This is a genomic window from Comamonas aquatica (genome assembly GCF_018064205.1).
In the GTDB taxonomy this organism is placed as follows: domain Bacteria; phylum Pseudomonadota; class Gammaproteobacteria; order Burkholderiales; family Burkholderiaceae_C; genus Comamonas; species Comamonas aquatica.
The window spans coordinates 2682437-2707488 of the sequence record NZ_CP072916.1 but is presented as its reverse complement, the minus strand read 5'-3'; the positions used below and the strand labels follow the sequence as shown (position 1 = coordinate 2707488).

Below are 25052 nucleotides of genomic sequence, written 5' to 3'. Positions count from 1 at the left end.
CGGGGGCGCGCAGCTTCAATGCACAGGCCGTGCCAAAAGTGTGGGTGGTTTGTAGGTGGGCGGGGGGGCAAGTTGTAAGCGGTTGTGCCACCGGGCGTCGGCACGGGGGCGCAAAGGGCTGCTGCCATCGGATTGCTGCGAAAAAGAAAGCGCCATCCGCAGTCTGCAAGCGTGCCAACGCCTGTTTTTGGTGCAAGTCGTGGGTGCTGTCCGTACCAACCGCCCCGCTCCACAGCGGGGCAGCCAGGGCCTGGCTGCAGCGCCCGCAGGAGCGGGGGCGTCGGGCGCAGCAAGCGCAAAAAAAGGCCTGCACAAGGCAGGCCCAAGTCGAGGTTCGGGGGACCGGTGAAAGGGGATGAGGCTCGGCCCCTCAGTGGTTCTGGGAGCCGCGGTGGGCCCAGCCCGTGGTGCGCTTTTCCACCCAGCTGAACAGTTCGTACATCACCATGGCCATGGCGCCCACGACCAGCAGGCCGGCAAACGCCAGGCCCATCTGCATGGACGAGCCGGCCGAGATCAGCAGGTAGCCGATGCCTTCGTTGGCGGCCGTCATCTCCGACACGGTGGTGCCGACGAAGGCCAGGGTGATGGCGACCTTGAGCGAGCCGTAGAAATAGGGCAGGGAGCGCGGCAGGCCGACCTTCATCAGCACATCCCAGCGTTTGGCACCCAGCACGCGCAGCACGTCTTCCAGCTCGGGCTCCAGCGTGGCCAGTCCGGTGGCGATGTTGACCATGATGGGGAAGAAGCTGATCAGGAAGGCGGTGAGGATGGCCGGGCCCACGCCGATGCCGAACCAGACCACCAGGATGGGCACGAAGGCCGCCTTGGGCAGGGCGTTGAAGGCCGTCATCAGCGGGTAGACGGCGGCATAGGCCAGGCGCGAGCTGCCGATCAGGAAACCCAGCAGCACGCCCACCACGATGGCGACGCCGAAGCCGGCCATGGTCACCCAGAAGGTGCGCCAGGCGTGGCCGGCAATCACGGCGTGGTATTCCATGAAGTCGCGGAAGATCAGCCAGGGGCTGGGGAAGATGAATTCCGAGACCTCGAAGGCCGCGCAGACCACCTGCCACAGCACCACCACCATCAGCAGCAGCACCCAGGGCGACCAGCGCTCCAGCAGTTTGTTGTTGAGTTTGTTCATTGCGAATCCTTGGCTGCTCATTGGTTGATCACTGCACCGCTTTTGCGCATGGCCCCGATGTGGCCACGCAGCTCGTGCACGATGTCGGTGAACTCCTTGGTGTAGGTCAGCTCCAGGTCGCGGGGGCGGGGCAGCTCCACATCGCGGCGCACGACGAAGCGGCCGGGGCTCTTGCTCATCACGTAGATGGTGTCGGCCAGGAACACGGATTCACGCAGGTCGTGCGTGACCAGGATGACGTTGAATTGCTGCTCGGCGTGCAGGTCGCGCAGGATGCACCACAGCTCCTCGCGCGTGAAGGCGTCGAGGGCGCCGAAGGGCTCGTCCAGCAGCAGCATCTTGGGCTCGTGGATCAGCGCGCGGCAGATGCTGGCGCGCTGCTGCATGCCGCCCGACAGCTGCCAGGGGAATTTGTCCTCATAGCCACCCAGGCCGACTTTCTGCAGCAGGTGGCGGGCGCGCTCCTCGTATTCCTTGCGGCGCGCCTTGAACTGCGAGCGGTGCGGCTCCACGATCTCCAGCGGCAGCAGCACGTTGTCCACCGTGGTGCGCCAGGGCAGCAGCGAGGGCGACTGGAAGGCCATGCCGGAAATCTTCAACGGGCCGGTGACGGGCTGGCCGTCGATCTGGATCTTGCCCATGGAGGGCATGCGCAGGCCGGTGGCCAGCTTCATGAAGGTGGACTTGCCGCAGCCCGAGGGGCCGACGATGGCAATGAACTCACCTTGTTGGACCTGCAGGTCAATGGCTTCGACCGCAAAGTGATTTTGTGCCAGCAACTCGTCGTTGTAGGCCAGCCAGACATCACGGAAATCAACGAAATAGGGGTCGGCAGCGCTTTGCATACGGATCCATCAGAGGGGGCGGCCAGACCCATCGGTCCGGCCGCGGGTTGTACACAGCCGTCTTACTTCTTGGGCAGCACGTCCAGCTGCGCGGCGCTGGGCAGGAAGCTGTCGTTCCAGACGGCCTTGGGGTCGATGCGGGTCTTGGTGCCGAAGGCGTCCGAAACTTCCGAGGCCATCAGCGACAGGCGGCCGACATCCAGGCGGCCAAAGCCTTCCTTGCGGGCGTCGGGGCTGTTGACCACGGTGTCGATGGCCAGTTGCAGGCGGCGGGTTTCCAGGGCCGCGTTGGCAATGCCGTCGCGCGCCTTGACGTACTGGATGGCGTCGGCCGGCTTGGCCATCACGTCCTTGGCGCCCTTGGTGAAGGCGGCCAGGAACTTCTTGATGGCTTCGGGGTTTTCCTTGATCAGCTTGGGGCTGGCGATGATCACGTTGCCGTAGTACTTCACGCCGTAGTCAGCGTACTGCATCACCACCACGTCGCTGGTCTTGACGCCGCGTGCCTCCAGGTTCAGCAGGCTGGTGAAGGTGAAGCCGGTGATGGCGTCGATGTCACCGCGCACCAGCATGGTTTCGCGCAGCGGGGGGTCCATGGCAGTCCAGGCCACGTTGCTGACCTTGTTGACCTTGGCGAAGGTGGGGAAGGCCTTGCGGCCGGCGTCGAACACGGGCGCACCCAGCTTCTTGCCGCTGAGGTCGGCGGGGGTTTGGATGCCGCTCTTCTTGAGCGCCATCACGGCGGCAGGGGTGTTGTTGTAGACCACCATCACGCCCACGGGCTTGTTGGGCGCGTCGGGGTTGTTGGCGTGAAATTCCATCAGCGATGCCATGTCGGCAAAACCGATGTCGTAGGAGCCCGAGGCCACGCGCTGCACGGCGCCGCCCGAGCCGTTACCGGCGTCGACGGTCACATCCAGACCCGCGTCCTTGAAGTAGCCCTTGGCCACAGGCAGCAGGAAGAAGGCGGCGGGGCCTTCGAAGCGCCAGTCCAGCTGGAACTTCAAGGGCGTGGTCTGCGCGTGGGCCATGCCCAGGCTGCCCACCAGGGCCAGTGCTGCGGTTGCTTGCAGGAAGCTGCGTTTTTGCATGGGAACTCCAGGATCAAAGCGGTTGGAAAGGTCCACAGCGTTGCAAGTCCAGGGGGCGCTGCGGCGTTCGTAACCAGCAGTGAGCAAAAACAATGCCTGCTTTTTTGTATGCAGTTTTTGTATGGCGTCACGGCCCTTGCGCTGCTTTGGTGCGCCAGGGGCCGCAGGTGCACCAAGGTGATTGCAGGGGCCTGCCGGCTGCCGCAAAATGCTGCATCGCAGCAAATGGCTGCACCTGTTAGAATCTTTTTGCCATGGCCCGTATCCAGTTCGCTGACTTTGACGACGCGGTGTTTGCCACCCGTCTGGTGTGTCCCGCCCCCTTGCACCCCGGGGCGCACACGGACAATGTGCAGCTGCTGCAACTGGCCTCGCAGGCGCGCATGCAGTTCTTTGCCCAGTGGCGCTGGCGCGAGAGTGATGTGGCGGGCGTGCGCGTCTTTGTCGGCGATCAGGCCGTGCAGTACCGGGCCGAGGCCTTTCCGCACCAGGCCGTGGAGGTGCAGATGGCCGTGCGCGACATCGCGGCCAAGGGCTTTGACCTGGTCTGGCGCCTGGTCGATGCCGACAGCGGCACGCTGCTGACCCTGGGCAAGATCGGCGTCGTCTGCGTGGACCCGCACAGCAAGCGCCCCTGTGCCCTGCCCGAGGCCCTGCGCCAGCGCTTGCAGCAACTGCAGCCGCTGCTGGCCGAGGCCTGATCTGGCGCGGGCCAACCCCGCACGGGCGCACGGCCCAGGGGTGGCCTGCTGGAGCAGAGGCCACCAGTGCCTGCGGCCCCTTGGGCCTGTGCAGTGGCTTGGTGCTGGTGCTGTGCGGCGGCCGTGGTGCTACTGGAATCCATAGCGCCTTGCGCTTGCTGTCCCTGAATTTCAGGGTCTTTTCATCCTGCAATGTCCGAAGGACAAGCGCAGTCAGCTCCTATTTTGAGAACGCGTCGCCTGGCAGTCCGCACGCGGCAGGCGGTACAGGCAATGTTCGGCCAGCGCATGGCCGGCCGGCAGTGCCGGGTGCACGAAGGTGTGCGGATCCGCCCGCATGCCCAGGCGTTGCATCACCGCCTGGGACGGCGTGTTGGGCAGGGCTGTGAAGGCCACCACCTCGTCCAGCCCCAGCGTGGTCAGCGCCCAGTCCATGCAGGCCCTGGCGCCTTCCGTGGCCAGGCCCTGGCCCCAGTAGCGCGGTCGCAGGCGCCAGCCCACTTCCACACAGGGATTGCAAGGCAGGTCGTCGCGCGGGCGGTTCAGGCCGATCATGCCGATGCATTCGCCACTGGCGCGGTGCTCGGCCGCCCAGAACCCCCAGCCCTGCTCGTCGATGCGGGCCTGAAAGCGGGCCACCAGGGCATCGCTGTCGGCCCGCGACAGGGTGGCAGGAAAGTAGCGCATGGCCTGCGCATCGGCGTGCAACTGGGCCATCGCCGGCAAATCGCTGGCCTGCCAGGGGCGCAGCTGCAGGCGGTCGGTTGTCAGGCGGACAGGGAGGGCGGTGGTCATGGTGGGGCAGTGTAGACCTGGGCCATCGCCCCATCGCCCCATCGCCCCATCGCCCCATCGCCCCATCGCCCCATCGCCCCATCGCCCCATCGCCCCATCAACCCATCAACCCATCAACCCATCAACCCATCAACCCATCAACCCATCAACCCATCAACCCATCAACCCATCAACCCATCAACCCATCAACCCATCAACCCATCAACCCATCAACCCATCAACCCATCAACCCATCAACCCATCAACCCATCAACCCATCAACCCATCAACCCATCAACCGGTGGCTGACCCGTCCAGCATGGCTGCGTGCGGGCCGTAGGTCTGCCGCAGACCAGACGCAGGTTGGTACGCACAAGAAGTTTCAGTTTTTTCTGAAACATTCGGTACACGTGTGCAGGTCGTGGACTTTCTTTCCCATGAACAATGGACTTTTTTTCTCACTCATGATTGTTAGGCAGCAGTCCCGCGTGCGCTTTCGCCTTGAAAGCTAGTGGGCACTGACTGTACTGAGAGGTTCTCATGCAAAAGAACAAGCAGCCGCAGTCCACTGCGGCACGCGTATGGCTGTGCATACTGGGGGCAGTGCTGGCGTTGGCCGGTCTGTTCTTCCTGGTGGGCGGCGGCAAGCTGATCACCCTGGGCGGCAGCTGGTACTTTGCGCTGGCGGGCGCGGCCTTGCTGGCTTCGGGCGTGCAGTTCGTGCGCCAGCGCCCTGCAGGCGCCTGGATCTACCTGGGCGCTTTTGCCCTCACCGTCGCCTGGGCGCTGTGGGAAGTGGGTTTTGACTACTGGAGCCTGATCTCGCGCCTGCTGGCGCTGACGTTTGGTGCGGCCGTGGTCGCCGCCAGCCTGCCGCTGCTGCGCAAGGCCGCCGGCCAACCCGCGCAGACCAAGGCCGCGCTGTCGCTGGCCGGGGTGTTCCTGGTGGCCGGCCTGGCCGCCTTTGTGTCCATGTTCCAGATCCACCCCGAGGTGAAGGCCGCCAGCGCCGCCGCCACGCGCAAGCCGGTGGCACAGGGTGAGACGCCGCCCAACTGGGACCACTATGGCAACGGTTACAAGAACGACCGCTTTGCCGCGCTGGACCAGATCAACGCGGACAACGTCAACCAGCTGGAAGTGGCCTGGACCTACCGCACCGGTGACGTGCCCAAGTCCACGGGCGCTGGCGCCGAAGACCAGACCACCCCGCTGCAGGTGGGCGACAAGGTCTTCGTCTGCACCCCCAGCAACAACGTGATCGCGCTGGATGCCGACAGTGGCAAGGAGTTGTGGCGCCACGACGTCAACGCCCACGTCGGCGGTGTTTGGGAACGCTGCCGGGGCCTGGCCTATTTCGACGCCAACGCGCAGGTGGCCCAGCCGACCGTGCCGGGTTCCACCCCGGTGCAGGCCGTGGCCTTGCCCGCGGGCGCTAGCTGTGAGCGCCGCATCCTGATGAACTCCATCGATGCACGCCTGTTCGCTATCAACGCCGACAACGGTGAGCTGTGCGCCGAGTTTGGCGACCACGGCGTGGTCGACCTGAAGCAGGGCATTGGCACCATCCCCAACCCCGCCTACTACACCCTGACGGCCGCCCCCACGGTGGCGGGCACCACGGTGGTGATCGGTGGCCGTGTGGCCGACAACGTGCAGGTGGACATGCCCGGCGGCGTGATCCGCGGCTTCGATGTGGTGACCGGTGCGTTGCGCTGGGCCTTCGACTCGGGTTCGAGCACGCCGAATGCCGTGCTCCAGCCCGGTGAGACCTACACCCGCTCTTCGGCGAACGTGTGGGCCGGCACCACCTACGACCCCAGCTCCAACACCGTGTACCTGCCCATGGGCTCGGCCTCGGTGGACCTGTACGGTGCGACCCGTTCGCCCATGGACCTGAAGTACGGCGCTTCCATCCTGGCGCTGGATGCCGCCACCGGCAAGGAAAAGTGGGTCTACCAGACCGTGCGCAACGACCTGTGGGACTTCGACATTCCCATGGCGCCCACGCTGATCGACTTCCCCCGCCAGGACGGCACGACCACCCCCGCGCTGGTGGTGGGCACCAAGGCCGGCCAGATCTTCGTGCTGGACCGCCACACCGGCCAGCCGCTGACCAAGGTGGAAGAAGTGGCCGTCAAGCCCGGCACCATTCCGAACGAGAAGTACGCTGCCACCCAGCCACTGTCCGTGGGCATGCCGCAGATCGGCACCCAGACCCTGACCGAAGCCGACATGTGGGGCGCCACGCCGCTGGACCAGCTGATGTGCCGTATCAAGTTCAAGTCCATGCGCTATGACGGCCTGTTCACCGTGCCGGACACCGATGTGTCGCTGAGCTTCCCCGGTTCGCTGGGTGGCATGAACTGGGGCGGCCTGTCGGCCGACCCGACCAACCACCTGCTCTTCGTGAACGACATGCGCCTGGGCCTGTGGGTCAAGATGGTGCCGCAGAAGCAGGATGCCGCGCTGTCGGATGGCGGTGAAGCACCGAACGCCGGCATGGGCCAGGTGCCCCTGGGTGGCACACCGTATGCCGTGGTCAAGGACCGCTTCATGTCGCCGCTGGGCATTCCTTGCCAGAAGCCCCCGTTTGGCACGCTGACGGCCATCGACATGAAGACCCAGCAAGTGGTCTGGCAGGTCCCCGTGGGCACCGTGCAGGACCAGGGCCCCATGGGCATCAAGATGCGCATGCCCTTCCCCGTGGGCCTGCCGACCCTGGGTGGTTCGCTGGCCACGCAAGGCGGTCTGGTGTTCTTCGCCGGCACGCAGGACTACTACCTGCGCGCCTGGGACACCGCCACCGGCAAGGAAGTCTGGAAGGGGCGCCTGCCCGTGGGCAGCCAGGGTGGTCCCATGACCTACCAATCGCCCAAGACCGGCAAGCAGTACGTGGTGATTTCCGCCGGCGGCGCCCGCCAGTCGCCGGACCGTGGCGACTACGTGATCGCCTACGCCCTGCCTGGCGCCGCCAAGAAGTAAGCGCCAAGCCTTCCAGCCGGCCTCGGTGGGAGGCTGGCGCATGAAAAAGCCCTGCAAGCGCAGTCTGCGCCGCCAGGGCTTTTTTTATGGGCCATCCCCGCGCCCGCTGTGGCGGGCATGCAGGGTGCGGATCAGTAGGTGTTCACGCGGTAGCTGCAGCCGACGAGCACCTGACCGGGGTGGGTGATCACGGTGGACACCTCATGGCTGATGACCGTGTTGAGGGTGTTGCTGCCCACCTTCTCCTGTGTGTGGTGTGCCACGCGCATGGCCATGTACTTGAAGTCATCGTCCCGCAGGGCCTCTTCGATGCCCAGCCGCTGGGCAACATCCTGCGGCTTCACCTGGTCCAGCACGGCCAGCAAGGCGCCGGAGGCCAGGGCCACGCGCTGTGTGCGCCAGCCCAGCACGTCGATGGGCGCCGCCAACTGGTACTCATGCATGAAGGGGTTGGGCGTATCCTCGATGCGGGTCAGCCCCAGGGCTGCCGCCCCTTCGCCCGAGGCGCCCAAGGCCATCGCGTAGTCGTTGAACGTGGGAACGTCATACTTGCAGGCCACCATCTGGGCCACCTCGACCTTGTGGGGAGGGGGTGCTGCCGCTGCTGGCTTTGTGCAGTCCCCGCGGCCATCACCGTCCCGGCTGCCATCACAATCCCAGCACGCGCCATCGTCGAAAAACAAAATTGCACCATGTACCTCTCCAACCCAACCGGCATCCTACCCCCGTGCGCTATCGATTGTTGAGCAATACCTTGGGATGGATCAGGGCGCTGGGGCGCAGGCGCCTGTGCCGCATGGTGTGCCAGCGGGCCCTGGGTATGGCGGCACTACCCTGGCTGCTGGCCGCCTGTTCCACCGCTGCCCCTGCGGACATGGTGGCGCGCACCATCGACAGCCACTTTGCGGGTGAGCTGCAGTTGCTGCGCACCCTCCAATTGCAGCCTTCCGAGCCCCTGGCGCGCTGGCAGGGGCGCTATGGCGTGTACCTGCGGGACCAGGCCACGGGCAGCGACTTCATGGTGCGGCTGGAGCCCGGCGAGGGCGCCGAGGTATTGCGCGACAAGGTGCTGGCGGCCCGAGCCGCATCGCGTGAGTTCGTCGCCAACCAGCGCACGGCACTGGCGCAGTTGAAGCGCGTCGGCGTGCAGGGCGACTTTTTCTCGCTGCGCGCCCTGTCGCCGCTGTACGGCAGCATGCGCTGGTCGATTGCGGTTTTTGCGGACCCGCAGGCCCTGCACAGGGATGCCGACCTGCTGGACGAGACGGTGCTGCGCGCCTTCTCGGAGGTGGTCCACCTGGCTCCCGAGCCCATGATCGATATCTATCCGGCATCCTTGAAACCGGCATATGCCCAACCGCTGGCCAAGGGCTACCACGGCATGGTCGAGTTCATCCGCGGGGCGCCCGAGACCTTCATGCAGGCCCTGGACAGCGGGGGCGATGCCCACTGGCGGCTGGGTGCCCAGGCACGGCCGGCGCCCTACATCGTGAGCGCACGCCAGCCCCGCTTGCGTGCGGCGTGCTACGCCGAGATTGAGGCGATGCGCAGGCACAACCACCTGTTCCAGCGCCACCGCATCTACCTGGAGCCATCGCGCAGCCTGCTCGAGGCCTACCAGATCCCCGCCCGGCTGCAGGCGCAGGGACTGCGGCAAGGCCATACCGCGTTTGTCCTGCTGGACCGTGTGCAGGGGCGCATGGTGTTGAGGGGCATCGTGGCCCCGGAAGCCTTCGATGCGGGCGACATCCATGCCGTGTCCGGGGTGTATGCCTATGACTATGTGTTTGCCACTGGCGAGCTGCGGGTGCGTACCCTGGCGCTGCCGGATGGTGTGCCGGCGTCGCCCTGAGCGGCCGCACAGCGAGAAGCCCGCCGCGGCACGGTGCGTGGCCGCGAGCGGGTACTGCCGGATGGCCAGGCTCTTGCCGTCCGCCATGTGGACTGCGCGCAGGGCAGGGAAGCGGCGTGGGTTTTGCCCTGCGTGATACGCTGGCCGCCCCAACTGATGAACAGTGACAGGCCCTGGCCGGATGGCCCCAGCGGGTCGCGCTGTGGCCATGGAGAACGGTATTGAGCGCACACAACCCAGAGACCCCCACCCCTTCCCCCGAAGACACCGCCACGGCCGACATGCGCCAGGCCTTGCTGGAGGCCGGCAAGGAAGAGTTTGCCAACTTCGGCTATGACGGTGCGCGGCTGGAGCGCATTGCGGCCAAGGCCGGGTGCGCCAAGCGCATGCTGTACTACTACTTCGGCAACAAGAAGGATGTGTACCTAGCGGTGATCGAGCAGTGCTACAGCGACATCCGGGCGTCGGAGCAGCAGCTGGCGCTGGACACCCTGCCTCCGCGCGAGGCCTTGCGTGCCCTGGCCGTGCAGAGCTTCCACTACCACGAGAACAACCGCAACTTCACCCGGCTGGTGCTGCAGGAAAACTTCCAGGGCGGGGAGATGTTGCGCCAGGTGCCCACGATGGATGCCCTGCGCCAGGCGGCTCTGGAGCCCTTGCAGCGCATCCTGGATCGGGGCCAGCAGTCGGGCATTTTCCGCGCGGGCCTGGAAGCGGCCGATGTGCACTACCTGATCTCGGCCTTGTCCGGTTTTCGTGTGGACCACGCCTCCACCTGGGCGGGCTTGCTGCAGATTGACCTGCTGAGCGATCCCATCCGCAGCCGCCACCTGCAGTTGCTGCTGGATCAACTGGACGCCATGGTGGCCCTCCAGCCCTGAGACGGCGACCGGTCTGCCGCGCCCTAGGGCGGCCGTCGCAGGGATGACAGAGGGGGTGAATACGTGCATCTACACTTATTCCTGCGCCCTGATGCACGGGGCCAATGGAGACCACGATGCCCCCCAAGTCCCCCCCGTCCACTGGGGCCACCACCTGCCCCACGCAGCCCGACAGCGGTGCGCCGTGCACCTGTTTCATGGTGCGCAGCCTGTCGCGCAAGATTTCCCAGCTGTACGACGACACCCTGGCGCCCAGCGGGCTCAAGGGCACGCAGTTCAGCCTGTTGGCCCAGGCGCGCGTGCGCAGGGGACAGGAGCCGCTGAGTGTCTCGGCCCTGGCGCAGCGCCTGAATACCGACCGCACCACCATGACCCGCAACCTGCGCACCTTGGAGCAGTCGGGCCTGATTTCCCTGGTGCCCGGCAAGGATGCCCGCAGCCGCTGCGTGGTGCTGACCCCCGACGGTGACGCCCGCTACCGCCAGGCCCTGGGGTTGTGGAAGCAGGCCCAGGCCGAGGTGCGCGCCCTGTGCGGCGGCGACCAGATTGCCGCGCTGGAGCAGTTGGTGGGCCAGTTGCTGCCCCGGCTGGCCCACGTGCAGGAGGTGGCATGAGCACCGCCCCAGCCCCAGCCGGCGTTGCCGGCCACCCCTTGCTGCGCGATGCCATCCTGCCCACGCTGTGGCGGCTGTCCCTGCCGAACATGGTGGCCATGGGCATGTCCGTGCTGGTGGCCGTGGCCGAGACCTATTACGTCGGGCGCCTTGGCACCACGGCGCTGGCGGCCATGGCTTTGGTGTTTCCACTGGCCATGCTCACCCAGATGATGAGCAACGGTGCCATGGGCAGCGGCGTGTCATCGGCCATCAGCCGTGCGTTGGGCAGTGGCGACCGCGACAAGGCCTCGGCCCTGGCCGTGCATGCGCTGGTGATTGGCGGTGTGGTGGGCGTGCTGTATTCGCTGCTGCTGGTGCTGTGCGGCAGCGTCTTCTACCGCTGGCTGGGCGGGCGCGGCGAGGTGCTGCAGGCCGCCACGGGCTTTGGCGCGGTGCTGTTCAGCGGGGCGGTGCTGGTGTGGCTGTGCAATACGCTGGCCTCGGTGGTGCGCGGCACGGGCAATATGCAGTGGCCGTCGGCCGTGTTGTTCGGGGTGTCGCTGCTGCAGATCGTGGTGGGCGGGGCGTTCGGCCTGGGGTTGGGGCCGGCACCGCGCTGGGGCATGGCCGGTGTGGCATTGGGCAACATCGTCGCCATGGCCGTGGCCGTTGTGGTGCTGGGCTGGTACCTGTTGCGCGGGCAGGACCGGCTGCTGCTGCGCTGGCGCGGTGCGCGCCTGTCGTGGCCCATGTTCCAGGACATCCTGCGCGTCGGCGCCCTGGCCTGCATCTCGCCGGTGCAGACCTCGCTGGCCGCTCTGGTGCTGACCGGCATGGTCGCACGGCTGGGGCCCGATGCCCTGGCCGGCTATGGCATTGGCCAGCGGCTGGAATTTCTGCTGATTCCGATTGCCTTTGGCGTGGGGGTGGCGGCCGTGCCCATGGTGGGCATGGCCATGGGCGCCGGCCAGGTGGTGCGTGCGCGCAAGGTGGCCTGGACGGGCGCGTGGCTGGCCGCCGCCATCCTGGCCGTGCTGGGCCTGCTGGTGGTGCTGTGGCCCCGGCTGTGGTCCGGCATCTTCACCCAGGATGCTGCCGTGCTGGCGCATGCCGATGCCTATCTGCGCACCGTCGGCCCGGCGTTCGGCCTGTTCGGCATGGGGCTGGTGCTGTACTTCGCCTCGCTGGGTGCGGGCCATGTGCTGGGGCCGGTGTTGGCGGGCACGGTGCGGTTGCTGGTGGTCATCGCCGGCGGCAGCTGGTTGATGGCGGGCGCCACACCCAGCGCGCAGGGCCTGTTTGTGCTGGTAGTGGTGGCCATGGCGCTGTACGGCCTGTGCACGATCGCCAGCGTGTGGCGCACGCCATGGCATAAAAAATGAGCACCTGGCGCAGGTCTGGCAGCGTTTACACAATGATTGGTGTTTGAAATGCTGAATGGGCAAGCGCAGGCTGCTTCTATTTTTGAGAGCACACAGCCGAGGTGGACGAGGGCATGGCCAACGCATGCGCGCGGTGCGTACCCTGTGCCAGCCGGCACCGGTCCGGGGGGCGGACCAAGGCCGCCGTGCCCTGTGCCAGCATGGCCGCAGACCCCTGGAAGCGGGTCTCACGCGCGCCATGGCAGGCAGGCACTGCGGCCGGGCACACAGGCCCGCGATGCAGCCTTGCGGACGATCTTTCGGCACGATGCCTGCAAATAAAAGGAACTCACACGCCGTGGGGCACACCAATTTCTCAGAACTCTGCGGCGCGGGCTGAATTCGCAGCCCCGCCAGTCTGCAATCTTCACTGGGAGCTGGATACAGGTGCTTGGTCGTTCGTTTTCAAAAATTGTTCTGTGTGCAACCCTGGCCGTGTCGGCTGGCCTGGCCGGCGCTGCCGAATTCCGCAGCGTCAAGGGCGACAAGGCCAACATCCGGACCGAACCCAACACCCGGTCCGAGATCGCGTGGGAGCTGACCCAGGGCTATCCGCTGGCGGTGGTCAAAAAGCAGGGCAACTGGCTGCAGGTCAAGGACATCGACGGCGTGCTGGGCTGGGTGTACCGGCCCGTCACCACCCATACCCCCCACTACCTGGTCAAGGTCAAGACCGCCAACCTGCGGGCCGGCATGGGCACCCAGCACCGCATCGTGGCCAAGCTCAAGAAATACGATGTGGTAAGAACCCTGGAGAAAAAGCAGGGCTGGGCCAAGGTGCGCACCAGCGAGGGCCAGCACGGCTGGGTCTCGCAAAAGTTGCTCTGGGGCTGGTGAAAGGAGAGGGTGGCCAGGCTCCTGGCTGCCGGGCGCTTCCGCATGGCGCGCGGACACGGGGCCTTCGATCCTCCTTGTCGCGCAGTTGCCTGGCTGCCTTGGGGGCGGTGCAGTGCGGGGAACCTCGAGGTGCTGCAACAGGGCATCGGCAAGGCGCACAGCCTCATGCAATCAAAAAGGCCGCCAGAGTGAAGGCTGGGGCATCTGACATGTACCCCCATATGCTCCAGGGCGGCGCTCCTGCATGGATTTTGGCGAGCTTGAACATGCACGCGACAGCGGGAGCAAAGAACAAGACCGCAAGCGGTGAAAACAACCGCACTCGACGATGTGCTGCGCCAGGATCCACAAAAAACTGATGCTTCTAAGTCAGAACTGGCACCCAACAACCCAGCCCTCTGTCGCGGGCTTGGTGCATTGAGGCATCACACCTCATCGCCGTTCACAGTTGATTGCAAGCAGCTTTTCAGCTTCTTGGCTGAGATTGACATGCGCAGACACAGACTGTCTGCGCCTGGCCTCCGCCATCGCGTAATAGCCAGCCTGAGCAAATTCTTCCTCCAGCAGCTTGATGGCGGCGTCGACTTCTTGCTCGTTGGTGAGGCGCATCCTGGGATGTTCTGCGGCAATGGTTTGCAACTCGGCAAATTTGGATTTCGCAAACTCCAGGCGCGTAACTTTCGTCTCAGGGTGTGTTGCGGTATGGGCCAATAGCAGCGATTCGTTTAACTGCTCCTTCGCCGCCTGTGCCTGATGCTCCAATACTTCTAGCAACTCCCGGCGTGCTTTGGCGTTAAGCAATAGCTGGCGAAGCCAGTCGAACATAAAGACGTCTCCAATCTGTCCGCATCGTAGCAAAGGGATCGGACGCAGTCTTGCTGTTCTCCGTGCCTTCGCCAACAGCTCGCGGCCCCATGCAATGAGAAGGGGCAGTGAAGGCTTGGGTGCAGAAAGCGGGGCTTGAGAAATGTGCCCCCACTTTTTGACAATCTGCCCCCTGATGTACCCCCAGATACCCCTGGATTGCGGCACACTTTGGCGAACCTTGGTGCACTTCAAAGTGTCATCGACAGAGGGCAAACAAAAAAGGCCGGAAGCTGATGGACGCTTACGGCCTTAAATGTGGTCCCCCCGACAGGAATCGAACCCGTTAACTACAAAATTCAGGCAAATTTGTCACATGAATCGCTACGATCAGGTAGCGAGAACATCGCTAATTTCTGTGTTTTTTAATGTTGGTGTCCCACCCTGTGTCCCAGCTCTCTAGCTGTCGCCTTGCAAGAGGCTGCTCACCAGAAGCGAAGGAACATAGGGCTTCTTAAGTCTGCCAACCTTCTTGGGAACTCTCAGACGAACATCCAGAAGAGTACGTCATTGCCACCCAAAGGGCGAGCACACTTGGTACAGCAGATCGATCGGCTGATCCTTGGGGCTGGAGCCGTTGGTATCAGGACGCGTATAGCTTGCAAGTGGCATCGCCGTTATGGCGGGCAGGGTGCAGCCAGCTTCCATGACTGTAGCTCTCGGCCGGGCCACAGTCCCAACGAAGAGATGTCAAGTTGCTTGAAAGAAGTAGAGGAACCTAAGAATTTTGCCCTTCACTGGGCATCGCAATAAGCCAAAATGCAGTCCTACTGCGCAGCATTGCGCTTTGTGCGAGCGCCTTGCGTACTATGGAGAATCAATGATTACGTCGTTGCAACTGAAAGACTGGAAGAGCTTTGAACTAGCTAAGTTGCATATCGATCCGGTCACTGTATTGATCGGTACAAATGCCAGTGGTAAGTCAAATGCTCTGGATGCACTGTCCTTCTTAAATCGAATTGCAAATGGTGCAATGCTGACGGCTGCGCTTCAAGGTGACTCAGGGATGCTTGCACTTCGCGGTGGCGTGGAGTGGGCAGCACGTAAACCAGGGAATGTGTTTTCACTGAATGCGACTATTCGTACCGAAGATACTACCGACTACGAGTACAACGTAGAGTGCATGGTCAGCGACAACAGGTGTGACTTAGTTGCTGAACATCTAACTCGTATCAAGTACCGACTTGATAAGCAAGGCGCACGCAAGTCCGAAGCTGGGCGTATCAAGCTTTATCGCACTGATGTATGCACGAATGATTCTCCGACCATCGTTGCACGCCTTTACAACGAGAAGCAAGGAACCCCTCGGCAGCTAGGCAGAGGCCACACAGTTTTGTTTCAACTGGTTGGTCAAAAACTACGCCAGGAAATACAAGATGGTGTCGCTGCTCTTTCGAATGCCCTTCGCGGGATATTTATCCTTGACCCAATTCCGTCGCATATGCGTGGTTACGCATTGCTGTCAGAAAAACTCGAACCTGACGCCAGCAATATTGCAGGTGTTATCGCTGCATTGCCGGATGATAAGAAGGAAGAAATAGAACGCACATTGACTCGCTACGCGAGTCGACTGCCAGAACGCGACATCCGCAGGGTTTATGCTGAGACAGTAGGTAAGTTCAATACTGACGCCATGCTTTACTGCGAGGAACATTGGCGCGATGCGGGCGAACAACAGACTATTGATGCAAGGGGGATGTCGGATGGGACATTGCGATTTCTTGCCATTCTCACCGCTCTGCTTACGCGGCCTTCCGGTAGTTTGTTGGTGGTAGAAGAAATCGACAATGGACTGCATCCATCGCGGGCAACGCTGATGCTGGAAATGCTCATGGATGTTGGAAGCAGACGTGGTGTGGACGTGCTTGTGACGACCCATAACCCTGCATTGCTCGATGCAATGGGTATGGAGATGGTGCCTTTTATTGCAGTAGCACACCGTGATCCAACAAGTGGTTTCTCTGTACTTACTCTCCTTGAGGACATTAATAATCTTCCGAAGCTTTTAGCGCACGGACCTGTAGGTAGGATTTCAAGCCAGGGAATGATCGAGAAAACCTTGGAGCAGCAGGCAACCGAGGTGCGCTCATGAGCAGGAAGGTACTAATCCTTGACACCTCTGTCCTGTGCTGCTGGCTTAAGGTCCCCGGCAAAGACACCGCAGGACCTATTGATGACGTGTGGAATCACGATCGAATTGCAGCTCTGCTGGAGCAAGAAAAAGCACAAGGGAGCACGTTTGTGCTGCCGATTGCGACGCTAATCGAGACAGGCAACCATATCGCTCAAGCATCGTCTAACCGTTTTGAGTGTGCAAACATGTTAGCGGAGCATTTGTCTGCTGCCGCTGAAGCCACGACACCCTGGGCTGCATTTACGGATCAGTCTTCTTTGTGGGAATCCACCAATCTTCTTGTATTAGCAGAAAATTGGCCCCGCTTGGCTACTGGCGGTCTTTCAATCGGCGATGCCACCATTAAGGATGTCGCTGAATACTACGCGCGCAGCGGCATCGTAGTTGAAATTCTTACTGGTGATGCTGGTCTCAAAGCATATGAGCCAGCTGTGCCTGCGAGGATTCCTCGCAGGCGTAGATAATTTCATACGACTGTTATGCACTTTCCGCAGAAATGAAAGCATCAAGTCGCTTTCTCTCAACTCCATTATCCGCCCCCTCAATCCATCGGCTGTACACCCGAAAAAACATCTCAATCGAGTGTCCCATCTGCGTTGCCACCCACCCAGGGGTGATGCCCGCCATCAGGCACATGGTGGCGAACGTGTGGCGGGTTTGTCGGGCATCACGGTAACGCACATTCAACGATGCCACCGTGGGGCGCCACCAGGCGTCCAGTGGGGCATCCGTGGAAGCCGGCGGCTTACCGTCGCCAGCCTCAAACACATAGACTGCGCCCTGGTTGCTGATGGCACGCTGCCGCTTCAAGGCTTCCAGCGCATTCCCTGTCAGCTCCACTGTGCGTGTGATGCCGGTTTTCGTGCCCTTTTCTTCGCCCCGGGTGATGGCAGCATCCACAACCATCTTGCCGGCCTTTAGGTCCACTTTGGCCCACTGCAGTGCGATCTGCTCAGAAGGGCGCATTCCTGAAAAGAAAGCCAGTTCGTAGTAGTTCCGTGGCGCACCTTCGGGCATGGCCTGGATGATGGCCAGTGCCTCCTGCAGCGTGTACGGGTCTGGCCCTGGCTTTTGGTAGCGGCGCATCTCCACATGATCGTGCAGCGGCTCGGCCAGCAACTTGGCCTTGAACCCATACTCCAGCACCTGGCGCAACACACTGGCCACGTTGTTGAAGGTCTTGCCGTTTTTCGGAAAGTCCGCCAGCAAATTCATCAAGGCTCGATAGTTCAGGTCCACTGTCCGCACGTCCATCAGGTCCGCAAAGTGGTAACTGCTCAATGTCTGCTCATAGTGGTGGAACGTGCTGTGCTGGACCTCCGGACGCTTCACGCGCAGCCACTCGCCGGCCAATTGCTTGAACGTCAATCGCATCAATCGCTTCGTGGTGCATGCGTTCAGCAGAGAAGCAGGCTTGCACATGCATTGCCACTGCAGCTGCTATCGCCTGGACTTGCTCAATCCGAATTCGTGACCATCCGGTGGCACTCTTGAAATCGACCTCCTGCAGACCGGCTCTCTCTGCATTTGTGACTACCGAGGTGATGCGGTTCTGGTCATCAATTCCGGTCGCTATTACTTCGCCACTTTGCAGAGTAATGCCACCAGTTTCCACCAGCCAACGCTTTTCTGTCACCTGCTGTTTTAAGCTTTCAGCAGTTGCCTTCGGTTTCGGGTTCAGTAAATCTTCCACCTCGGACGGTGTTAATTCAATCAATCCTTTTTTCTCTACGAAATCCTTGGAAACTTCAACAGGGTATCCATATTTGTTGCCATCTGCATCACGAAAATATAAGTAATCCATTTGCTATCTCAGTTCAAAACATTTTTGAATAGCGCCGCTGGTAATTTTGTATTCAGCACCCGCAGGGATTGTGATATTTCCTGCTGCTTGCGCGACTACGCTGGAACTTTCGTATGCAAGCAAAATGGAGTTCCAAACTGTCTCCCCTGCATTCTTGATTTCCACAACTACAGATCGCGCAGTATTTGATCCACTTGCGGTTTGCACGTTCAACTCAATATCAAACGGCAATCCATTTGTATAAATTACGCCCGTGGCGCGCGTGACTTCTTGCCACCTTCTGACAGGCTTTCCCAACAGGTTCGACCAATCAACTTCTAAATCGACATAACCCGCATTGGTCAGGCGGCCTTGAGCATCAACGGTAAAAGTTGGAATGCGCGTAGAGCTTCCGTAGCTGCCGGCAGTGACATTCGTATTGGCCAGTGCCAGGGTGCGATTGGCGGTCAGGTTGCCCCCACCGGTCAGCCCCGTGCCGGCAGCAATCGTGCGTGCTGCCAGGGCCGCATCGGTGATGCCATAGCCTGCCAAGGTGGTGGGCTTGCCGGAGACATTGCCCCAGGCTGGCGTCATGGCAGCTGTGCCCGCTGCCGTCAGTCGCCCTTGTGCATCGACCGTGAAGGTGGGCACTACGGTGGAGCTGCCGTAGTTGCCGGCAGTGACGGTGGTGTCAGCCAGTGCCAGTGTGCGATTGGCGGTCAGGTTGCCACCACCGGTCAGCCCCGTGCCGGCAGCAATCGTGCGTGCTGCCAGGGCCGCATCGGTGATGCCATAGCCTGCCAAGGTGGTGGGCTTGCCGGAGACATTGCCCCAGGCTGGCGTCATAGCAGCCGTGCCCGCTGCCGTCAGTCGCCCTTGTGCATCGACCGTGAAGGTGGGCACTACGGTGGAGCTGCCGTAGTTGCCGGCAGTGACGGCGGTGTCAGCCAGTGCCAGTGTGCGATTGGCGGTCAGGTTGCCACCACCGGTCAGCCCCGTACCGGCGGTGATGGTGCGCGCAGCCAGGGCCGCATCGGTGATGCCATAGCCTGCAACGGTGGTGGGCTTGCCGGAGACATTGCCCCAGGCTGGCGTGATGGTGGCCGTGCCCGCTGCCGTCAGCCGCCCTTGTGCATCGACCGTGAAGGTGGGCACTACGGTGGAGCTGCCGTAGTTGCCGGCAGTGACGGCGGTGTCAGCCAGTGCCAGTGTGCGATTGGCGGTCAGGTTGCCACCACCGGTCAGCCCCGTACCGGCGGTGATGGCACGCGCAGCCAGGGCCGCATCGGTGATGCCGTAACCGGCCAGGGTGGTGGGCTTGCCGGAGACATTGCCCCAGTCTGGCGTGATGGTGGCCGTGCCTGCAGCGGTCAGCCGCCCCTGGGCATCGACCGTGAAGGTGGGCACCACGGTGGCGCTACCGTAGCTGCCGGCCGCTACGGCAGTGTTGGCCAGCGCAATAGTGCGGTCAGCTGACAAGTCGCCGCCGCCGCTCAGTCCGGTGCCGGCATTGATTTTGCGGGTCACCAAGGCCCGCGCAGCAAACAGGCCGGCCACGCTGGCAGCGGTCAGGGCACGGGTGGCATCGGTCAGCGCGTCGGCAATCGCCTTCGTGGCCAGCTGCACCACACCCTGGCGCTCGGTGGTGGCGGGCGGGTTGATGAAGTCGGTGGACCCGAACTGCAGCGTGCTGATGTCCACGCTGCCATCCAGCACCCGCACGTCTGTGGCCAGCAAAAAGATGCTTGCGGTGGACTTTTCCAGAATGACGCCGGGCTGGCTGTAGGTGCCCAGCAGCACGCCGTTGTCCAGATACAGCCCCAGGCCGCGCACGGTGTAGGTGTCGGCGCCATCGTCGCGGATGGTGACGTGGATGGTGTCTGCCGCCACCACGTCGCCTGCGATGGTGGTGATGCGCTTGATTTCCCCCGGAACGGTGGCCAGTGCATCGGTGGGCGTGAATTCGGTGGCGGTGACGCCGACGCTGACCACGCGCCGCGCATTGGTGCCGTCATGCGCCGCGTTGACCAGGGCGGCCCGCCCCGCCGTTGTGAGTTTGAAGATGATGCCTGTCATAGATGCTGCGGGTTACTGCACGGCCATATCCAGCCGGGCGTAGGTGACAGGGCGGCCCACGGCGGCGAGCTTGACCGCTGCCGTGGTGGCGATGCCCTGGATAAAGGTGAAGTGAGAGCGCAGGGGTTTGACGCGGGACACCTCGGCCATCACGTCCTGCACAAAGGCGGCGCTGGCCTGGCTGCCGTCCTGGCCGGTCATCGTGAAAACCAGCTCAAACGTGTGCGGCGCCCCCTTGGGGGTGGTTTGCCACCATTCCCGGATGCTGATGGCGCCACCAAACGCGGCCACGGTGTCGCGCACGCTTTTGATGGTCCCGCGCTGTCGCTGCACTTGGATGGCGTTGCGCACGATGGCGCGCTTGATGTGTTCGGGCCAGTCGCTGCGCCAGGCTTCCACACCCATCTGCCAGGCCAGCCAGGGCAGCAGCTCCAGCGGGCAGGTATCGGGGTTCCACAGCGCACGGTGCGGCTGGGCAATGCTGGACAGGTGCCGGGTTAGCACCGCTTCTGCCGCTCGATCGAGGGCCGTAGCGTTCGGGGGCAGCAGCGAATCAGTCAATGGTGCCCCCGTAGGTGATGTCGATGGCGGTGCACCAGCTGGCTTGCGTGCCACCTACCACCACGTCGGCGGCTGGGCTGGTCAGCTCTACACGGGCCACGCCGTCGATGTGCAGCGCTGCGTAGATGCCCGACAGCGTGGGCATGCGCCCGATGCGGTGCATGGCTTCGGCGTAGTCGGCGATGCGCTGCTGGGCTGTGGCCAGCACGCTGGACGAATCAGGGCCGGGCAGGGTGTAGAGCTGGCCCGTGATCTGGTAGGGCACGATGCCCGCCGCCTGGACGATGACCTCATCGGTCAGCGGGCGTACGTCCTCGGCGTTGACGGCGGCCGCCACGGTGGTCAGCAAAGCCTGGTCGGGCACGCCGCTGCCCTGGCGCGCGAGGACGGACACGATGACCGTGCCCGGCGCAGGGCTGGTGGCGGCGGCGTCCAGCACCTGGCCGCTGGCCGTCTTGGCGTGGAACACGTAGGCGCCCACCGGTCCGGCCACGCTGTAGCCGCGTGGGGCCATCTGGATGCGCTCCCGGAATGCATCGTCCCCTTCCATCACCGCCTCGGTGGGTGGCAAGGTGGTGGGGTCTGCGGCCTGGATGGTCAGCCGCTGCACGCCAAAGAAGGCGGCGAGCTGGTCCAAGTCGCTGCCACGGGCGTAGGCCAGCATGACGGCGTGCGCGCTGTCGTTGCGGTCGCTGCGCTCCACCATCAGCTGAAACGCCAGCCGCTGCAGCCATTTGGTCAGCGGCTCGGATTCCAGCTGCAAGGTGGCCGCGATGTCTGCACGCTGGGCCAGCGGCATGGCGTCCACCATGTCGGCCTTGAGCGTGGCCAGGATGGTTTCAAAGTCCGGCACAGCCACCACGGCGGGGGCTGGCAGCTTGCTCATGTCGATGATCTGCGCGTTACTCATGCCCGCAGACCTCCGGCCAAGGTGACGGACTGGCGCATGGCCGTGGCCTGCCCCTGGTCCACGCGCTCGATCTGCATCACTGCACGGCCTGCGGCATCCATTTGCAGGAGGGTGCGGCGCAGGCGGGTGCGAGGCTCCCATTTCATGATGGCCTGGGCCGTGGCCGCCTGCAGCCGCAGGATGTTGGCCGGCGTCATGGGCTGGTCAATCAGCCTGGGGATGTAGCTGCCATAACCGCGCCGCATCACCCGCGACTGGATGGGCGTGGTCAGGATGTCCGCGATGGACTGGCTGATGTGGGCGCGCAGGCTGATGCGGCGGCCCGTGGTGGCGTCCATCATTGCGGCACCCCCGTTGTGCCACCACCTGTTTGCACGCCTGGGTGCTTGTGGCCCTGCAGGCTGATGCTGCCCGCCACCACGTCGCCCGTGGTGTGCACGTCGCCGTCGATCTGCGCCGCGCCGGTGGCGCCCTGTGCCATCCCGCTGCCCTTCATGCCGCCCTGGTAGGTCAAGGTGCCTTTGACCAGGCAATGGCCGGTCATGGTGGTTTGCGGGCTGTCGATGGTGACGCTGCCCGGGGCTGTCAGGGTGGCGGTGCCGCCTGCTGGCAGTGTGGCAACCAGGGCGTGCGCCGCGTGGTCGTACTGGACCACGGCGCCATCGGGGTAGCGGGTGACGGTCTGGCTGGGGTTGTTGCTGGGGGCGGGGTGCTGGGTGCTGTTGAGCCCCACCAGCACCACCGCTGCGCCCAGGTCGCCGCTGGGGGACAGCACGGTGGCCTGCTCCCCCACCGTGGGCGGGTTCCAGGTGGTGGTGCCGCCGGCGCGGCACTCATGGTAGGGGCGCCAGTCGGTCGTGAGGTCGCCAATGGACACACGCACGCGCGCAGGCTGGTCTGGCCCGCCGTGGTCCACGGCGCTGATGACGCCCACGCGCACGATGTTGTGCAGCAGGCGTTGCAGCTCGGAAATGGCAGTCGTTGGGTCGTTCGGGGACATGCGGCCAATGTGCCGCCGCAGTCTGCGCGGCGCACCATCTGGCTGTTGTGGCGGGGCTGGTGACTGATTCAGCCGTCCATCAGGTGCTGCAGCAGGATGTCTTCGACGGCCTGCAGGTCGGTGTCGGTGAAGCCCAGCAGTTCACGGCGGGGGTATTGCACCTCGGGGCTGGTGGGGTCGCTGCGGTCCACCCGGTCGCGCAGGCCCAGGTGGTGGACCCGGGCGACATAGGCCACGCGCGGATTGATCCCAACGCTTGCCAGGTCTGCGGTGGCCCGGCGCGGCAGATTGCGCAGCTTGCGCAGGCCCATGAACATCTGTTTGCGAATGGCGCCGGACTTGGCGACCAGCTGCGCCCGGGGGCGACGGGGCGCATACGGCGTGCCGTCCGGGTTGCGCTGGCTGGCGATGCGCTGCACCTGGCTGCGCTGCAGGTACTGGGCCACCTCGCGCATGGCTGCCCGGCGCTGCTGGGGTTGCAGCTTGTGCAGCAGCGGCTGCGCCCAGTCCGCCAGCTCTTTGAGGGCATCAGCCATGGGCGGTATCCTGGGTGATGTGCCACTCCGCACCGATCTTGTCACCCAGGTACAGGGTGTAATCGCCCGTGGCGTAAGGGGCCGGATGAATCACTTCGCCCTTGTGGGTGGCGGTCAGGCGGCGGTTGCCGGCCTCGTCGGCATCTTCTTGGACGATGACGGATTCCGTCAGGTCGATTTCCACCACGATGTCCGACTTGTCATGCGCCAGGGGTTCCACCTCAAAGCGCAGCGCCTTGCTCGAAGTTTCTTTGTTCTGCAGCAGGTCGGGCTGGTGGGTGGTCAGCCAGGCCAGCAGCGGAATGGCCAGCAGGTCCAAGCTGCCCACGAAGTCCAGAAACACCAGGCGCAGGGTGAAGCGGTATTCAAAGGACAGCGATTGCCCGCTGCGCGACACGATGTTGCCGCGCTCCACAAAGATTTTGAGCTGCTGGGGGTCGGTGGCCAGCTGCGGGATGCAGCGGCGCAGGTACTCGCGCAGGGCGGCGGGCTTGTTCATGGCGTGGCGTTCACGGCTTGCTGGACGGCGTTGTATCGGTCGATACAGGTGTTGAGGTCGCGGATGGCTGCATCGCCCTGGGCGGTGATGTGGAGAAGCGCTCCAGCATCTGCTGGGTCAAGTTCGGCGTGCGCTTGGCCAGGCCCAGGGGCGGCACGGTCGGCGCCGCCCCCAGTGGCTGGCGCGCTGGTGGTGCGGACGTGCAGGCGGATAGCGCCGCTGCGCAGATCAGTGCCCAGGCGGGCGATGGCTTCTTGGGCATGTGCTTGGTCCTGTTGGTGCCGGTCGATGAACTGGCCCAGCACACCGGCCAGCTGGGCGCTTTGCTGGATGCCCTTGGCCAGTGCGTTGGCGTCTTGCTTAGACTGCTGGGCCTGGGCGGCCAAGCGGCCCCGCTGCTCGGCCCGCTGGTCCACCCCGTAGAGGATGGCCACCGCTGCCAGCGGCAGCAGCAGGCGGGCCAGCATGGGAAGGAGGGCGGCGGCGCTCATGCGGGCAGGAAGGGCGTGCCGCCCAGGAATTCGCCCAGCGCGCGGTTGAGCTGCCAGCCGTACTGGAATGCCTCATCCTTGGGGCGGCGCTCGGCCAGCTCCAGCAGGTAGTTGGACTGCTGGGCCGCCACCATGCCGAACAACACTCCCGCCCCCTCGCGGCCACGCTTGGCCAGGAAGGCACGCAAGGCGGCCAGGGTGATGGAGCCTATACGGCCATCCGGCACAAGGTCGGGGTAATCCGCCTGGTTGCGGTTGAGCACGTTCAGCACGCGCTGCAGGTGCTTGACGGCGGTGGTCTGGCCGGCCAGCACACCGAAGTCCAGCAGGCAATCGGCCAGCGCGGGATACAGGGCATCGACCTTGTGGAAACCAGGCTCTACCCAGTAGCGGCGCAGGTAGATGGTCTGTGCGGTGTCGCGGGGCAACTCGCGCATGGCGCCGGTGTAGCCATAGGCGCGGGCTGTGGCCAGGGTGATGCCGTACTTGGTTTCCCCGCCGCTGTCGCGGGGGTCGTAGACGTAGCCGCCCTCGCGCTCGATCAGGTCGTTGATGTATTCAATCGCGCTCATGGCTTGGGCTCCTGCGCGGGGTCTGCGGTGGTCTTGGTGCTGCCGGTGGCAGGCCGGCGCAGTCCGTTGATGTCGTCGCGCACGTCCTGGGCCATCTCCGTGATGGTCTTGCCCTCGCTGCGCTTGAGCCACAGGAACACGGCGGCCATGATCCAGGGCCCCGGAATGGACGACACCACGAACACGCAGCCGGTGATGACAAAGAAGCCGGCAATCGCGGGCAGCTGCGCCAGGTAGGCCAGCCGCACGCCGGCATCAAAGATGCCGGGCCAGTGCTGCATCAGCAGCACCAGGGCTGGCACGCCCATGACGAAGCTGCTGACCAGGCAGGCCAGCACACGGCCCAGTAGGTCGTTGCGCGGGTCATCACCACGCAGCGGAACGAAGCGCAGGCCCAGCCAGAAGGCAATCAGGCTGGTGATGATGGGCAGGGAAAACAGCGCGAGTTTGTAGCCAGCAAATGTGCCAGCGGTAGAGGTAGGTTCGGCCATGTTGC

General features: G+C 63.9%; 27 protein-coding genes. 9 read left to right on the top strand and 18 right to left on the bottom strand.

Translation table 11 applies throughout. The annotated features are described in order from the left end of the window. Positions 1 to 370: 370 nt before the first annotated feature. The 3 genes from KAQ61_RS12815 to KAQ61_RS12805 form a co-directional block, all read right to left on the bottom strand. A complete protein-coding gene (locus KAQ61_RS12815) occupies positions 371 to 1147 on the bottom strand; it encodes an ABC transporter permease (RefSeq protein ID WP_043381006.1) in 777 nt (258 codons plus the stop codon). A 17-nt stretch (positions 1148 to 1164) separates the two neighbouring features. Then, the gene (locus KAQ61_RS12810) at positions 1165 to 1992 is read right to left on the bottom strand and encodes an ABC transporter ATP-binding protein (RefSeq protein ID WP_042415098.1); all 828 of its coding nucleotides are present in this window, start codon (positions 1990 to 1992) and stop codon (positions 1165 to 1167) included. Positions 1993 to 2054: 62 nt separating this feature from the next. Then, on the bottom strand, positions 2055 to 3083 hold the full coding sequence (locus tag KAQ61_RS12805) for an ABC transporter substrate-binding protein (RefSeq protein WP_042415095.1): 1029 nt from the start codon (positions 3081 to 3083) through the stop codon (positions 2055 to 2057). 254 nt (positions 3084 to 3337) lie between these two features. Between KAQ61_RS12805 and KAQ61_RS12800 the strand changes: the two genes are divergently transcribed. Then, positions 3338 to 3784 (top strand): acyl-CoA thioesterase, encoded by a 447-nt coding sequence (locus KAQ61_RS12800; protein WP_210929415.1) that lies wholly within the window; start codon positions 3338 to 3340, stop codon positions 3782 to 3784. A gap of 213 nt (positions 3785 to 3997) precedes the next feature. Here the strand turns inward: KAQ61_RS12800 and KAQ61_RS12795 are convergent, their stop codons facing one another. Then, positions 3998 to 4579 carry a GNAT family N-acetyltransferase gene (locus KAQ61_RS12795; RefSeq protein WP_210929414.1) on the bottom strand — a complete coding sequence of 194 codons (582 nt, stop codon included), beginning with the start codon at positions 4577 to 4579 and terminating at the stop codon, positions 3998 to 4000. Positions 4580 to 5098: 519 nt separating this feature from the next. On the opposite strand from KAQ61_RS12795, the gene KAQ61_RS12790 reads away from it, so the two are divergent. After that, complete coding sequence (locus KAQ61_RS12790) at positions 5099 to 7543, top strand: membrane-bound PQQ-dependent dehydrogenase, glucose/quinate/shikimate family (RefSeq protein WP_210929413.1); 2445 nt, start codon at positions 5099 to 5101, stop codon at positions 7541 to 7543. A 131-nt stretch (positions 7544 to 7674) separates the two neighbouring features. Here KAQ61_RS12790 and KAQ61_RS12785 read toward each other — a convergent pair whose 3' ends face one another. After that, entirely contained in the window at positions 7675 to 8106 is a 432-nt protein-coding gene (locus tag KAQ61_RS12785; RefSeq protein ID WP_210929412.1) for a hypothetical protein, read from the bottom strand. A gap of 257 nt (positions 8107 to 8363) precedes the next feature. Between KAQ61_RS12785 and KAQ61_RS12780 the strand changes: the two genes are divergently transcribed. From KAQ61_RS12780 to KAQ61_RS12760, 5 genes are all read left to right on the top strand, one after another. Continuing rightward, positions 8364 to 9395, top strand: a complete 1032-nt coding sequence (locus KAQ61_RS12780; RefSeq protein ID WP_210929411.1) for a hypothetical protein — start codon at positions 8364 to 8366, stop codon at positions 9393 to 9395. A 221-nt stretch (positions 9396 to 9616) separates the two neighbouring features. Beyond that, positions 9617 to 10276 (top strand): TetR/AcrR family transcriptional regulator, encoded by a 660-nt coding sequence (locus KAQ61_RS12775; protein ID WP_244982892.1) that lies wholly within the window; start codon positions 9617 to 9619, stop codon positions 10274 to 10276. 116 nt (positions 10277 to 10392) lie between these two features. After that, the gene (locus KAQ61_RS12770; RefSeq protein WP_210929410.1) at positions 10393 to 10890 is read left to right on the top strand and encodes a MarR family winged helix-turn-helix transcriptional regulator; all 498 of its coding nucleotides are present in this window, start codon (positions 10393 to 10395) and stop codon (positions 10888 to 10890) included. After that, positions 10887 to 12254 carry an MATE family efflux transporter gene (locus KAQ61_RS12765; protein WP_210929409.1) on the top strand — a complete coding sequence of 456 codons (1368 nt, stop codon included), beginning with the start codon at positions 10887 to 10889 and terminating at the stop codon, positions 12252 to 12254. Before KAQ61_RS12770 ends, KAQ61_RS12765 begins: the two co-directional genes overlap by 4 nt. A 474-nt stretch (positions 12255 to 12728) precedes the next feature. Further along, positions 12729 to 13130: an SH3 domain-containing protein gene (locus KAQ61_RS12760; RefSeq protein ID WP_244982891.1), complete on the top strand. Its 402-nt coding sequence runs from the start codon at positions 12729 to 12731 to the stop codon at positions 13128 to 13130. A 432-nt stretch (positions 13131 to 13562) separates the two neighbouring features. Here KAQ61_RS12760 and KAQ61_RS12755 read toward each other — a convergent pair whose 3' ends face one another. Continuing rightward, on the bottom strand, positions 13563 to 13955 hold the full coding sequence (locus KAQ61_RS12755) for a hypothetical protein (protein WP_210929408.1): 393 nt from the start codon (positions 13953 to 13955) through the stop codon (positions 13563 to 13565). Between the two features lie 871 nt (positions 13956 to 14826). Between KAQ61_RS12755 and KAQ61_RS12750 the strand changes: the two genes are divergently transcribed. Next, positions 14827 to 16086 carry an AAA family ATPase gene (locus KAQ61_RS12750; protein ID WP_210929407.1) on the top strand — a complete coding sequence of 420 codons (1260 nt, stop codon included), beginning with the start codon at positions 14827 to 14829 and terminating at the stop codon, positions 16084 to 16086. Between the two features lie 86 nt (positions 16087 to 16172). Then, a complete protein-coding gene (locus KAQ61_RS12745) occupies positions 16173 to 16592 on the top strand; it encodes a hypothetical protein (RefSeq protein WP_210929406.1) in 420 nt (139 codons plus the stop codon). A gap of 13 nt (positions 16593 to 16605) precedes the next feature. On the opposite strand, the gene KAQ61_RS12740 is transcribed toward KAQ61_RS12745, so the two are convergent. The 12 genes from KAQ61_RS12740 to KAQ61_RS12685 form a co-directional block, all read right to left on the bottom strand. Continuing rightward, positions 16606 to 17502, bottom strand: a complete 897-nt coding sequence (locus tag KAQ61_RS12740; RefSeq protein WP_244982890.1) for a tyrosine-type recombinase/integrase — start codon at positions 17500 to 17502, stop codon at positions 16606 to 16608. Next, on the bottom strand, positions 17417 to 17932 hold the full coding sequence (locus KAQ61_RS12735; RefSeq protein ID WP_210929405.1) for a DUF4376 domain-containing protein: 516 nt from the start codon (positions 17930 to 17932) through the stop codon (positions 17417 to 17419). Before KAQ61_RS12735 ends, KAQ61_RS12740 begins: the two co-directional genes overlap by 86 nt. A gap of 3 nt (positions 17933 to 17935) precedes the next feature. Further along, positions 17936 to 19987: a phage tail protein gene (locus tag KAQ61_RS12730; protein ID WP_210929404.1), complete on the bottom strand. Its 2052-nt coding sequence runs from the start codon at positions 19985 to 19987 to the stop codon at positions 17936 to 17938. A 12-nt stretch (positions 19988 to 19999) separates the two neighbouring features. After that, a complete protein-coding gene (locus KAQ61_RS12725; protein WP_210929403.1) occupies positions 20000 to 20548 on the bottom strand; it encodes a phage tail protein I in 549 nt (182 codons plus the stop codon). After that, positions 20541 to 21458 (bottom strand): baseplate assembly protein, encoded by a 918-nt coding sequence (locus KAQ61_RS12720; RefSeq protein ID WP_210929402.1) that lies wholly within the window; start codon positions 21456 to 21458, stop codon positions 20541 to 20543. The genes KAQ61_RS12725 and KAQ61_RS12720 overlap by 8 nt, the downstream gene beginning before the upstream one ends. Beyond that, positions 21455 to 21799 carry a GPW/gp25 family protein gene (locus KAQ61_RS12715; protein ID WP_276514444.1) on the bottom strand — a complete coding sequence of 115 codons (345 nt, stop codon included), beginning with the start codon at positions 21797 to 21799 and terminating at the stop codon, positions 21455 to 21457. Before KAQ61_RS12715 ends, KAQ61_RS12720 begins: the two co-directional genes overlap by 4 nt. Next, the gene (locus KAQ61_RS12710; RefSeq protein ID WP_210929401.1) at positions 21796 to 22458 is read right to left on the bottom strand and encodes a phage baseplate assembly protein V; all 663 of its coding nucleotides are present in this window, start codon (positions 22456 to 22458) and stop codon (positions 21796 to 21798) included. The genes KAQ61_RS12715 and KAQ61_RS12710 overlap by 4 nt, the downstream gene beginning before the upstream one ends. A 68-nt stretch (positions 22459 to 22526) precedes the next feature. After that, positions 22527 to 22994: a phage virion morphogenesis protein gene (locus tag KAQ61_RS12705; protein ID WP_210929400.1), complete on the bottom strand. Its 468-nt coding sequence runs from the start codon at positions 22992 to 22994 to the stop codon at positions 22527 to 22529. Next, positions 22987 to 23493 (bottom strand): phage tail protein, encoded by a 507-nt coding sequence (locus KAQ61_RS12700; protein WP_210929399.1) that lies wholly within the window; start codon positions 23491 to 23493, stop codon positions 22987 to 22989. The genes KAQ61_RS12705 and KAQ61_RS12700 overlap by 8 nt, the downstream gene beginning before the upstream one ends. Continuing rightward, complete coding sequence (locus KAQ61_RS12695; protein ID WP_210929398.1) at positions 23490 to 23984, bottom strand: lysis system spanin subunit; 495 nt, start codon at positions 23982 to 23984, stop codon at positions 23490 to 23492. Before KAQ61_RS12695 ends, KAQ61_RS12700 begins: the two co-directional genes overlap by 4 nt. Next, entirely contained in the window at positions 23981 to 24556 is a 576-nt protein-coding gene (locus KAQ61_RS12690) for a glycoside hydrolase family 108 protein (protein ID WP_210929397.1), read from the bottom strand. The genes KAQ61_RS12695 and KAQ61_RS12690 overlap by 4 nt, the downstream gene beginning before the upstream one ends. Then, on the bottom strand, positions 24553 to 25047 hold the full coding sequence (locus KAQ61_RS12685; RefSeq protein WP_244982889.1) for a hypothetical protein: 495 nt from the start codon (positions 25045 to 25047) through the stop codon (positions 24553 to 24555). The genes KAQ61_RS12690 and KAQ61_RS12685 overlap by 4 nt, the downstream gene beginning before the upstream one ends. Between the last annotated feature and the right edge of the window lie 5 nt (positions 25048 to 25052).